Annotated in this window: 10 protein-coding genes and 2 tRNA genes; 1 reads left to right on the top strand and 11 read right to left on the bottom strand. The window is 68.7% G+C overall.

Annotated features, from left to right (window positions below; all coding sequences use genetic code 11):
• Positions 1-45: 45 nt before the first annotated feature.
• The 10 genes from AB0K03_RS33185 to cmk form a co-directional block, all read right to left on the bottom strand.
• Complete coding sequence (locus tag AB0K03_RS33185; RefSeq protein ID WP_364693248.1) at positions 46-2523, bottom strand: phage/plasmid primase, P4 family; 2478 nt, start codon at positions 2521-2523, stop codon at positions 46-48.
• Positions 2524-2718: 195 nt separating this feature from the next.
• Positions 2719-3015, bottom strand: coding sequence for a helix-turn-helix domain-containing protein (locus AB0K03_RS33180; RefSeq protein ID WP_364693245.1), 297 nt, complete (start codon positions 3013-3015; stop codon positions 2719-2721).
• Between the two features lie 531 nt (positions 3016-3546).
• A tRNA-Ala gene (locus AB0K03_RS33175) sits at positions 3547-3636 on the bottom strand.
• Positions 3637-3686: 50 nt separating this feature from the next.
• A complete protein-coding gene (locus AB0K03_RS33170; RefSeq protein WP_364693243.1) occupies positions 3687-4766 on the bottom strand; it encodes a hypothetical protein in 1080 nt (359 codons plus the stop codon).
• Between the two features lie 120 nt (positions 4767-4886).
• A complete protein-coding gene (locus tag AB0K03_RS33165; RefSeq protein WP_364693240.1) occupies positions 4887-5150 on the bottom strand; it encodes a hypothetical protein in 264 nt (87 codons plus the stop codon).
• A gap of 16 nt (positions 5151-5166) precedes the next feature.
• On the bottom strand, positions 5167-6123 hold the full coding sequence (locus AB0K03_RS33160; RefSeq protein ID WP_364693237.1) for a tyrosine-type recombinase/integrase: 957 nt from the start codon (positions 6121-6123) through the stop codon (positions 5167-5169).
• Positions 6124-6346: 223 nt separating this feature from the next.
• Positions 6347-7309 (bottom strand): tyrosine-type recombinase/integrase, encoded by a 963-nt coding sequence (locus tag AB0K03_RS33155; RefSeq protein WP_364693234.1) that lies wholly within the window; start codon positions 7307-7309, stop codon positions 6347-6349.
• A gap of 116 nt (positions 7310-7425) precedes the next feature.
• Positions 7426-7499, bottom strand: a tRNA-Pro gene (locus tag AB0K03_RS33150).
• Between the two features lie 94 nt (positions 7500-7593).
• Positions 7594-8979 (bottom strand): ribosome biogenesis GTPase Der, encoded by a 1386-nt coding sequence (gene der, locus AB0K03_RS33145; protein ID WP_364693447.1) that lies wholly within the window; start codon positions 8977-8979, stop codon positions 7594-7596.
• Positions 8980-9014: 35 nt separating this feature from the next.
• Positions 9015-9695: a (d)CMP kinase gene (gene cmk, locus AB0K03_RS33140; protein ID WP_364693231.1), complete on the bottom strand. Its 681-nt coding sequence runs from the start codon at positions 9693-9695 to the stop codon at positions 9015-9017.
• A 524-nt stretch (positions 9696-10219) separates the two neighbouring features.
• On the opposite strand from cmk, the gene AB0K03_RS33135 reads away from it, so the two are divergent.
• The gene (locus AB0K03_RS33135; RefSeq protein ID WP_364693229.1) at positions 10220-10993 is read left to right on the top strand and encodes a phytanoyl-CoA dioxygenase family protein; all 774 of its coding nucleotides are present in this window, start codon (positions 10220-10222) and stop codon (positions 10991-10993) included.
• Between the two features lie 8 nt (positions 10994-11001).
• Here the strand turns inward: AB0K03_RS33135 and AB0K03_RS33130 are convergent, their stop codons facing one another.
• A complete protein-coding gene (locus AB0K03_RS33130; RefSeq protein ID WP_364693226.1) occupies positions 11002-12075 on the bottom strand; it encodes a DUF6183 family protein in 1074 nt (357 codons plus the stop codon).
• Between the last annotated feature and the right edge of the window lie 4 nt (positions 12076-12079).

Genomic DNA, 12079 nt, shown 5'->3' with positions numbered 1-12079 from the left:
ATCTGTCACCTGTCACCCCTCGGCGGCGACGAGCAGTACCGCTGATCACGACTCGACCGGCAGGACGGCCTGGGGATCATCAGCCTCCAGCAGTGCAATGCCGGTGTAGAAACGCTGCCCCTTGCCGCCCCGCGCGTCAGCGACACCGAAACGGCTCTGCAGCTCCTGAGTCAGGCGTTTTGCCGACACCGGCCGCTCGCCCAACTGCTCGCACCACTGCTCGTACGCCTCCCGCAGCACACTGACAGCAATCCGCACACCCACTGACCCGGGCTGACGATGGCACTGCTCGTCGACGAAACGGCCAACCGTGTCCTGATCCCGGGCGTACGCCTCAGTCGCCCTAGACACCGATACCGGCTCGCGAAGCCCGCCTTGGTGATATGCCGCAGCCCCCGCGACGATCCACGCCAAGATCGCAGAAGCGTCCTGCGCCAGGCGCTCCCCAAGCTGCTTGTCCTGTCGCTGCGGCGGCACCACGCGGTTGAACGGCAGCACCCGGATCCGCCGCCAGAACGCCGGCCCGCCCGCCCGAGCCGCCGGCAGGTGATTGCCGAGCAGCCACAGCGTGTGACTCGGCTCGAACGTGAACCAGTCCCGCCGCATGAACCGCGCCGACAACGAATCCCGGCCCGTCAGCTGCTTGACCCGCGCCTCAGCGAAACGCTGCCCCTCGTCGAGCTCCGCACAAACCACCAACCTCGCACCGGACAGCTGCGCCAGTTCCGCTGGATGCTCGGCGTGCTTGCGCACCATCAACATCTCCGACGACCCCGCCCGCGCGTAGCCGTCGTCACCCCGACCGAGGGCATGCATCGCCGCTTCCAACAGCGTTGACTTGCCATTGGCTCCAGGACCGACCGCGAACGGAAGCAGCTGCTCGAGGACGCTGCCGATGGCCGAAACTCCGATCAACCGCTGCACGTAGCCGGCCAGCTCGTCGTCCCCGCCGAAGGTGTCATGCAGGAAGGCGTCGAAGACTTCCGACTGCCGCTCGAAGTCCGGCGCCACCGCTGTTGATCGCGTGTGCAGAAGCTCCGGGTCCGCGGCGCCAACCTCACCGGTCCGCAGGTCCACCACACCTGCCGGGGTGTTCAGCTCATAAGGACGGGCGTCCAACGCGGCCAAGGACACGGTCACCGCGGGGTCAGACCGCGCCAGGCGCACCACGCCCGACACTCCACCGGCGGACAACGCCTGAGATCGGAAACGACGCCAGCCGCCGGCGCCGGGCAACTGCCGAGCCAGCTCCCTCACGTACTCCCTGTGGCGTTCTGCGTCATCCCAGACCCACCGATGCCCCGACCACAGCAGCCAAGCTCCCCGCTGAGGGCAATACCTCAGCTCGTGGCCGTGGTGGGCGACCAGGGCCCGCGCCAGCCCGTCTTCCGTCGGTCCCCATGCCGCCGGTGGCGACACCGCTTCCCGTACGACACGGGCGCGGAGTGGCGCCGCGTCCTGAGCATCTCGGAGCCCGGAGCCGGAACCCGAGCCGCCTGGCCCCGAATGCGTATCGAGACGTCGGCCGTATCCGTCCTGGCGCAGCGCCCGGGCGGCAGCGCGGTGGTCTCCGCCATGGTGCAGGACCGCGAAGACGTGAAACTTCGTCAGCGGGGTCTCCGTCTCGAACTCTGTACTGCTGCTGAAGACGAAGAGGCGGTCGCGGTCGTCAGCGCGGCCCGTCGTCGCAGAGATTCCAGTGCTTTTCCCTGGGCGGCGCCAATACCGCGTACGTCCCATCGCGTGTACGAGCGTCCACCCAGCTGGCACCAATAGGTCGCTCCAATCCATGCGGCGCTCGAAGTCATCCCCTGGTGTGACGTCCTGTCCGGTTGGCGGCGCAGGCAGACGAGGCTGCGCGGCGGGCGGCGGGGCCGGCATTTCATCAAGTGCTCGAACCGCGTCCAACAATGCCGCACGTTCGGTCACGCTGATGGTCGGAATCCGCGCTGGGGTTGATCCGTTCAGAGTCACCCACGGGCGGCGTGATTCGTGCACGGTGCCGTAGGACGGGGCGACGATGGTGTAGCCGCCTTCGCCTCGGGTTTCGGCAAGGGTCTTGACTTTGTCAGTCGCATCGATTGAAAGCTCGAACTCGGTCGCGGGTCGCCGCGCAAGTTTGAGATTTCTATCGACCGCGGCATCGGCGATCCTATAGAGGATATGGACTCCACCCGATGGCGTCTTCTCCCAGTAGCCATCGGAAGTTATGCGTTTCCACAGATCGGCTAAACCAGCTTCGGCTAGAAGCTCAATCAGCGCCTGCCCCAGCCCCTCGTCGACTGCGCGGCCTTCCAACTCGAGCATCTCAAGCCCCGAGGAGGCGCTGCCACACACAATCGCCATTCCCGGGGGATTGCCCGTAAACCACTCTTCGACTTGTCTTCGATCTGGCGGTGCGTGCATATAACTGCGCCATGGGACGAGAGGCGCCTTACTCCCGTCTGCGCGAATAGGGATGACTGTGCAACCTGCATCCAGCCAGGCGATTGCTGCCGAGAGGGTGTTTGGTGTGCTATTCACTTGGTCCCCATTGAGTTACTTGCACGCATCGACGACATAGAGCTGTCGTGCCGCTGGCGGTGTAGGCGCCGCCGGGATACAGTCTTCGGGAGGTCGGAGCGCAATTTGATTGCGGTCAGGGAGGGGCGACCCCCACAGGAATTCTTGTGGGAGTCAGGCCCTTCCCGAGGTCACTCAGGTGCGTATTAGGCGGCTCTAGCGGCGCTGTCGCGCGCGTTCCCGGCGCACGCGTTGCACCGCTCGCTCATGCCCTAGTTCTTGCTCTCGAACCTCTGCCGGCTTGACCGTATGGCTGTCGAGGAGCTTCTGAACTTGCGCGGCAGTGAACTTGCGCTTCCTTGCGAGGTGCACGTGCTCGACTCGGCCATCACGGCACTGATCGGCGAGCCATCGTGCTGAGACCTTCAGCTGGGCCGCCACCTGCTCTACGGAGAAATAGAGATCCTGGTCGGCGTCCCGGTGTGGCGGTTGCTGGGCATCGTGCTCTGGCATTCGGTCCTCCCCGTCGTGTGGACGCCTGTGGTGCGGCCGTGGAGGCCAGCCGTAGGGCCGGACCGCTACGAAGGTGTCCGCGGCTGCCAGTCGGAGCCCCGAGGAAGGCTCGTGCTGGCTCTTCCGAGCCTTGCCGAGGTTGGCGGCTGGAGACACCCGCAGAGGCCCTAACTGACACTGTCCGGGGCTGTCCTGCCTGAGGCGAACTGGCGCCTTGGAGAGGACCCAGGGGAGGCTGGTGGGAGGTCCAAGCCCGCCACAGGAAGGCCGGCCCGCCGAGCAGCAGGATGTGATTTGGGCCACTGGAGCCCAGGATTTAGACAGGCATGTCAGCGACCCACCCTAAGGCCAAACACAGTCGCCCTCGAGAGTTTACGCAGCTCAGAGGCGGTTTAGTGCCTAGAATCCAGCCCCCTGGCAGCACCGTCGGGGCCCGACTTCAAGATCGTCAGGTGTGCACATGTGTGCGCAAAAAAAATCGCACCGTCTAACTTGGAGAGTCAGACGGTGCATTTGCCCTGCTCAGAAGGGTGGAGCTGAGGGGACTCGAACCCCTGACCCCCACACTGCCAGTGTGACGGCGGCGGCGGGGAGGCAAGGCAGAGACGGCACCATGTGCCTCGCGTAAGAGTACGCGAGGAACACGTGCCGCCGTGCTGCCGAGCTCGTCCTCACATCAGACGGGTGTAGTTCTTCCTCGCTTCCTCACGAACCGCCGCACAGAATTGCGCGTCGGTCGATGCCGCGTCTCCGGCCCCGGCGTATTCCTCGTAAACCAGACGGCAGGCGCGGATGCCGGTGAGCAGATCCTCGAGCAAGTCCACCGCGGGCCGCCGCGGGTCCAGCGGGGTCAGCCGTACTGGCGCCGCCTCGTCGTCGGCATCGTCGTTGTCGTCTCCGGTGTCATGCGCGACCAGAAAGGCACCAAGGTCAGCCAGGACCCCCTCACCCACGTCCATCGCCGCGCGGACCATTTCCACTACTACGCCGTAGGAGGTGTTACTGAAGTCGAACAGCTCCAAGACTTCGCTCGGTGTCTCGACCGGCAAAGCCTCGAGGTCATCGGCGGCGTACAACACCTGGTCCGGCGACATGCCGGACACCTCGGCGACGACATCGGCGGCCGCCTTGAGCCAGTGCGCCACCGCCACCGCCGCCGCCGTCGGGTCGACGTCGAGGAACAGCCGCTCGCGATCCAACGGATCCAGCGCCAGAATGCCATCGGCGGCGGCGACCTGGACCGGGCTCACATCGGTGCGACTCAACACCACCGCCTGCTGGGCCCGACCACCCAAGTCACCGCGCTCGGCGGACTCGACCGCTTCAATCTCCGCGGCGACGTCCGCACTGACCGCCTCGAGCACCTGCGCGTCGCCAACGGCGCGGACCGCCCGGCCGACGCGATGAGACCATTCTTCGACGGGGTCGTAACTCTCGATCATGACCCCGTCTTCCCCGGGCAGATTCGGCTCCCTGACGAAGCCGACCAGCTGCGAGAAAGCCTCCCGGCTCTGTTCGCGCCGCCAGCCCTCACCGTTGCCGTCCCCTCGGTCGTCGGCCGCGAGGCCAGGATGGGTGTAGCACCGCCACAACGCTTCGGACAAAGACGTCAGAGTCGCAGCGAGCCGTAACCGGTCCTCCACCGCGGCCGTAGTGGGCAAACTGCCCACCACCGCCGCACGCTGCCCTCGTCCCGTCGGCCAGATGCGCAGCAGCGTTCCGGTGTCCTCGTCGACGGCATAGTTGGTCACGATGGTCTCCTTCTCAAGTAGACGCGGGTCATGTCGCCTTGCTGATCTCGAACCACGGTGCCGCTTCGATCGTCGCGCGCCCCGCGTACCGCAGCCGAGCTGGTACCTCGAACGGGGACATCAGCCGTCACCAACCGCGGCCCGGGCTCGCGCCTTCGCCGAACGCTCCGCCAGCTGCAGCATGTACGCCCGCCGCGCATGCAGCGCCATCGTCTTCCGCACCTCCGGCTCCAGCACACCGAGCGGATCGACCCGCTTCTCGAACCGGGCCAGGAACGACGCCGTCCCCGACGCTGTGCGGCCTTGCCGATCGGCCGTGTTCGCCCACGAGGCGTGCGCGGCGATCCGCGCCCGCCTCGATCGCTGCTTCGCGGTCAACGCCATGACTTGTCTCCCCCGTTCAGACTCGTTCGCCGATTCGCAGCCGCGCGTGGGTCGCCTGGGCTCGCTCGGCTGCTGCTGACGCGCCGTATCGGCGCGGCATATCGTCCGAGGACCAACCCAGCACCAGCATCAGATCGCCGGTGTCACCGCCGGCAAGCTTCCACTCGTGCGCGAAGTTGTGCCGCCACCGATGCGCATGGACGTTGTCCACCCCGGCTAGGACTCCGCGCCGGCGCAGCATGAGCTTGATGCCGTTGCTCGACAGCGGCACCGCGCCTCGAGCCGGCAACCACATCGCCGTCGACGAGGCCGACTTACGCTGGCTGCGCGCTCGAAGGAACTTGGTCAGAGCGTGGCCGGTCTTCGGGCCGAACCGCACCCGTCGGTCCTTCATGCCCTTGCCGTGGAACAACAGCGAGTCGCTGTTGAGGTCCACGTCATCGAGCTGAAGCCCGGAGACTTCCGACAGCCGTGCGCCGGTGTTATAGAACAGCCGAATGATCGCCTCGTCGCGCACCGACAGGTAGTCCTTGCCCTTACAGGTGGCCAGGATCTTCGCGGTGTCGTCGTCGCCGAGGATCGGGATCAGCGTCTGGGCGGTCTTCGGCTGCCGGACCCGGGCCAGCGGCGAACGCTCCAGGTCTTCTTCCTCTGTCAGCCACCGGAAGAACTGCTGCAACCCCTTGTGCTTGTTTAACGCCGTCGACGCCGAACGGGTCCGCACCATCCAGGCTTGGAACTCCTCGATGTGCCCGCGCTCGACCTCGGTCGGATCCTCCGCCGCGTCCTCGGCGCCCAGCGGTTCGGCGTTGTCGACGAGAAACCGGCTCAGCTGCGCACCGGCGAGAAGGTAGCTGTAGCGGGTGGTCTCGGGATAGTTCCCGGACCGCAACATCCGGTCCCAGTCCCGCAGGTAATCGAACCAGGCGGGCGGCACATCGCGGCAGACCTTCTGCAGATCGAACACATCCACCTCGCAGACATTCGCCGGGCCGACACCGTGCATCCCTTGACTACGTACAAGGGCACGTATCGCACCACGAGCCCGTACGCGCGGCGCTCGTTCGATCATCCGAGCTGCGGCGCAACAGGCGAAAGCTGTCTGCGGCTGTCTTCCCCTAACTCCTCCCCCACCACTCCCCCGGCGGCTGATCCGGCTGCGGCGACCCTACGCGCCGCCGCAGCCGGTGAACCGATCAGACCCGCTCGCCGATGCCCATCTGCACCTGGAGCTCCTGCGCACGCTCCGCCGCCGCGCTAGCGCCGTAGCGACGCGGCATGTCCTCCGACGCCCACCCCAGCAACAGCATCAGGTCGCCGGTGTTCCCGCCGCCCTTGTGCCATTCGTGGGCGAAGTTGTGCCGCCACCGGTGCGCGTGCGTATTCGTCACGCCGGCGGCAGCACCGCGGCGCTTGAGCATCAGCTTGATGCCGTTCGGGGACAAAGGCTTCGCGCCTTTCTCGGCCATCCACAGATGCGGCACGTCAGCGGCGCCTTTCCGCTTCGCCCGGGCCCGCAGATACCGAGCGATCGCTCGCGAGGTCTTGGGGCCGAAACGCACCCGGCGGTCCTTGGCGCCTTTGCCGTGTAGGTGCACCGACTCGGTGTTCATGTCCAGATCGGTCAAGAGCAGATTGCCGATCTCGGACAGCCGGGCGCCCGTGTTGTAGTACAGCCGGATCAGCGCCTCGTCCCGAAGCGACATGAACGTCTTGCCCTTGGTGCCGTCAAGCAGTTTCTTCGTGTCGTCGTCACCCATGATCGGCACAAGTTTCTGCGGGGTCTGCGGCTGCTTCACCCGGGCCATCGGCGACTTGTCGATCTCCTCTTCCTCGAGGAGGTACTTGAAGAACTGCTGCAACGACTTGTGCTTGTTCAACGCGGTCGACGGCGACCGCGTTTCGATCATCCACGCCTGGAACGACTCGACATGCGCTTTCGTCACCATTGTCGGGTCCTGCGCGGCGTCATCCGCGTCCGGATCGGGCGACTCGTCGGCCAGATACTTCGCCAATTGGGCGGCCGCGAGGAGGTAGTTGTAGCGGGTTGTCTCCGGGTGATTCCCGGCCCGCAGGGCGCGGTCCCAGTCGCGCAGGAAGCCGGCCCAGTCGCCGGACTCCAGGCCGTCGCACAGTCGGTCGAGCTTCAGTAGGGGCATCTCTCGTCACCTGCCGAGTCAAGGGGTCTACAAGCGGCGTGCTCGACCCGGCTGACGTCGCCAGACACGAAAAAGGGGCCCCCGCAAGTCTCTGACCTGCGAAAACCCCTTCGCTGTCGGGCTGACAGGATTTGAACCTGCGACCCCTTGACCCCCAGTCAAGTGCGCTACCAAGCTGCGCTACAGCCCGATGCCACGCCCCGAGATCCCCCAGCGCGCGGCAACACAACTACCCTACCCCAGCACCTCAACCCAGTTCACACCGGCATGCCGGGAGCTGCGGATCACCCGTGCGCCTTCCCCCGCCCCCCAGGCCCGAGCTTCTTCCGGGGCCGTACGGCGACCTCCACCGGACTGCCCTCGAAGCCGAACTCCTCTCGCAGCTTGCGCTCCACGAACCGCTGATACCCGGCATCGAACGGCCCGGTCGTGAACAGCACGAACCGCGGAGGAGCCACCCCGGCCTGCGTAGCGAACAACACTCGAGGAGCCCGCCCACCCCGCACCGGGTGCGGGGTGGCCTGCGTCAGCGCGGTCAGCCACTGGTTCAGCGCCCCGGTCGGGATGCGCTTCTCCCAGCTGGCCAAAGCACGGCGGATGGCCGGCGCCAACTTGTCCACCGCGCGGCCGGTCTTGGCCGAGATGTTCACCCGGATCGCCCAGGGAATCCGCTTGAGCTCCCGGTCGATCTCCTTGTCGAGGTAGAACCGCCGGTCTTCGTCGACCAGGTCCCACTTGTTGAAGGCGATGACCAGCGCCCGCCCCGCCTCGACCACCGAGGTCAGCACCCGCTGGTCCTGCTCGGAGATCACCTCTGCCGCGTCCAGGAGGACCACTGCCACCTCGGCGGCCTCGACGGCCCCCGCGGTGCGCAGCGACGCGTAGTACTCCGTGCCCGAGGCCTGGTTGACGCGCTTGCGCAGGCCTGCGGTGTCGACGAACTGCCAGATTTCGCCGTCCATCTCGACCAGGCTGTCAACTGGGTCGACGGTGGTGCCGGCGACCGAGTCGACCACCGCGCGCTCTTCGCGGGCGAGGCGGTTGAGCAGCGAGGATTTGCCCACGTTGGGGCGGCCCACCAACGCGACGCGGCGGGGACCGCGGGGGCCGCCCTCGATGATGGGGGGCGCCGGGGGCATCGCGTCGAGGATGGCGTCGAGGAGGTCGCCGGAGCCTCGGCCGTGCAGGGCCGAGATCGGGTACGGCTCGCCGAGGCCGAGGGACCACAGCGAGGTGGCTTCGAGCTCGATGGCCTGGTTGTCGGCCTTGTTCGCGACGAGGATGACCGGCTTGTTGCTGCGGCGCAGCATGCGGACGGCTTTTTCGTCCATGTCCGTCGAGCCGATGGTGGCGTCGACCACGAAGACGACCACGTCGGCGGTCTGGACGGCGATCTCGGCCTGGGCGGCGATGGCGGCCGCGCGGTCCTTGGCGTCGGGTTCCCAGCCGCCCGTGTCGACCACGGTGAAGCGGCGGCCGTTCCACTGGGCGTCGTACGGGACTCGGTCGCGGGTGACGCCCGGGACGTCCTCGACCACCGCCTGGCGGCGGCCGATGATGCGGTTGACCAGGGTCGACTTACCCACGTTGGGGCGGCCGACGATGGCCACGACGGGTTGCGGGCCGGCCGGCTCGTCGCCGTCGACCGTGGTGCCGTCGCTGAAGGTCACGTCGTCGAACTCGGAGAGGTCGACGGGGAAGTCAGTCACTTACTCACCTTGCTGTTCAGCATGTCCAGGAGCCGCTCGACGACCTCGTCGATGCCCAGGCCCGTGGTGTCGAGCTCGGTCGCGTCGGCGGCCTGCTGGAGCGGGTCGGCCGCGCGCGACGAGTCGAGCTTGTCGCGCCGGGCCAGGTCGGCCTCGGTCGCGGCCACGTCGGTGGCGTCCTCGGCGCTGCGCCGCTGGGCGCGGGCCGCGGCGGACGCGGTCAGGTACACCTTGAGGTCGGCGTCGGGCGCCACGACGGATGCGATGTCGCGGCCCTCGACAACGATACGCGGGGCGCCGGCGATGATGTCCTGCTGGAACTGCACGAGCATGGCGCGTACCTGCGGGATCGCGGCGACGGCCGAGACCGCGCCGGTGACCTCGGGCCCGCGGATGGCCGCGTCGACGTCCACCCCGTTGGCCTCGAAGTGCGGCGCCCGCGGGTCGGTGCCGATCGAGAGGTCCGTCTCCTGCGCGACTTTGATGATCGAGTCGGTGTCCGTGAGATCGACGTCGGCCTGCAGAACGGCCCAGGTCACGGCCCGGTACATCGCCCCAGTGTCCAGGTAGATGCCGTCGATCGCCGTCGCCAGGCGCCGGGAAACGGTGGATTTGCCCGATCCCGAGGGACCGTCGACGGCCACCACACACCGCTCGGGCCGTACTGCTTGCGCCACCGTGACCTCCAAAGCCGGGGAAGACGAACGGTCCTATTGTGCCCGGTCCCTCCGACAGGATTTCGCCCGGCCGCGGGTGGTCCGGCTTCCCACTTCACAAGTACGGCCGACGGGCAGACCCGCAAGCGGCGGGGCGAGAAGGTCGACGGCGGCCGGCGAGGCGGAACGGACTCCGGCAAGCGCCCATGGCACCGGTTGTGGATTCGCGGGATGGCGACCACGGCGCCGGTCGTGGCGACGACGCTGGCGCCGGCGGAGGCGCTGGCGGCGGAGGCGCTGGCGGCGGAGGCGCTGGCGGTGGCGGTGCTGGCGGTGGCGGTGCTGGCGGTGGTCCGGCTCGGCGAGCCGGTCACGGGTCGGCTGGCCGGCGGGGGCGCGCTCCCCCGGCGCCGGCCTGATGCTGACTGCGGTGTCCGGCCGGCGGGGAATGCGCCGGCCGGCACAGGCCTGACGCTGACTTTGCGGTGTCCAGCCGGTGGGCAATTCGGTCGACAGGCTGCTGGGTCGAGGGCGAGCATGGCTGCATGGACGTCGATGGCTTCGTACGTGACGGCTACACCGTCGTCCGCGGCGCGTTCGACGCCGGCACCGCCGCAGCCTGCCGGGACCGCATCTGGGACGCGCTCGCCGAGCACGGCGTCCGGCGCGACGACCGGGCCACGTGGCAGCGCCCGGCGATCCGGATCGACACCCCGGGCGGGCCGCCGTTCCGGGCGGCCGCCGCGTCTCCCGCGCTCAGCGCCGCGTACGACGAGCTTGTCGGCGCCGGTCGGTGGAGCGCCAACCCGGACGTCGGTGGCACGGTGCCGGTGCGGTTCCCGTCCGAGGAGTATCCGGGCGAGGTGGGCTGGCACATCGAAGGGTCCTGGTGGGGCGGCTCCGACTGGTGGGCCAACGTGCGGTCGCGGGACCGCGGGCTGCTCGCGCTGTTCCTGTTCTCGGACGTGGGGCCGGGCGACGCGCCGACGAAGCTGATCCTGGGCTCACACCGGTACGCCGCGGCGGCCCTGGCCACGAAGGGGGAAGCCGGTATGCCGGGCGGCGACATCGCGCCGCTGCTGCGCGAGTCGACGTTCTGCCGGACGACGGCGGAGGCGACCGGCGCGGCCGGCGACGTCTTCCTGTGTCACCCGTTCATCGTGCACACGGCGACGTGGCCGCACCGGGGCGGCGAGCCGCGGATGATGGCGCAGCCCGCGATCCACGCCGAGGGGTTCGCGCTGGACGGCTCGGACCCGTCGCCGGTCGCCCGCGCGATCGTCGAGGGCCTGAGCGACACGAGCCAGGTGCGCTTCTGAGAAACCCGTCAGTCGGTGTCGGTGGCGGCGAGCACGGTCAGCCGGCGCCGGTCCGGTGACCCGGCCGCCAGGCCGACGTCCCAGGTCACGTCCTCGAACCAGTCGGTCGCGAGCGCGTACGAGTGCCACGAACACTGCTGTGCCAGCGCCTCCACCTCGACGGCGGAGGCGCCGTGCGGGGCTCCGGCCAGCGCGGCGACCGATCGCCAGGCGAGCAACCGCCCGTACGCCCCGTGCTGTGCGTCGCCGTAGGCGCCCCCGCACGAGGCAGCCGTGAAGAGCAGCTGCCAGACCTGCGTCACCGTGCACGGGCCGGGCTCGGTCTTCGGATCTTCGAAGCTCGCGAGCCGCAGGCTGCGCAGCAGGCCGCCGACCGCGCCGGGGTCGAGGTCGCCGTCGAGGGCGAAGGTGCGCGCCTCGATGCGCCCGTTGGATCGCTCGGTCCAGTTCGCCACCGCCGAGCTGATGGCGGCCGCCTCGGTGTCCGTGGTGGTCTCCCGGGCAGCGGGCACGGGCCCGCGGTTGCGCGCGGGCGGTGCCGTCAGGCTCGGCACCGGGCCGCTTCCGCCGGTGCGGCTGTACGCCGGAAGGTCCGGCCGCCCCTCCATCGGTGTCAGCGATCGGGGCAGCCAGGCGAGCGGGTGGTGCCGCCAATGCGACGACTCCGTCCACGGATGGTCCACCGACCCGCCGCGCAGCACGATTTCCTGCAGCAGGCAGGCACGCAGTTCTTCGGCGGCGACCCCGCTGAACACCGCGTCCAGCGCCCGGGGTGGGTGGGCGGAGGCCAGCAGGGAGGCCGCGTACCGGCATCGGCGGCGGTCCAGCGTGATCGAGATCAGCCGCAGGGCCTGCTCGATCACGCCGGGTGTCAGGGTCAGCAGCCGCAGGATGTGGTCGAAGACGCTCGTGGACTGCCACGGCGGTGCCGGGTCCCGGCCGTACCGTTGCCACACCGCGATGCCGAGGTCCGCGACGTAGGCCGCGTCCCCGGCGGCGAGGCGCCGGTCGGCCGCGGCCCAGACGTCGGTGACGTTGTCGAGGTCGGTGAGGCCCGCGGCGACCTCCTCGGGATCCTCCACCGCT

Source organism: Actinoplanes sp. NPDC049316, assembly GCF_040677315.1.
Classification (GTDB): domain Bacteria; phylum Actinomycetota; class Actinomycetes; order Mycobacteriales; family Micromonosporaceae; genus Actinoplanes.
This window is presented reverse-complemented; position numbering and strand designations above follow the sequence as displayed.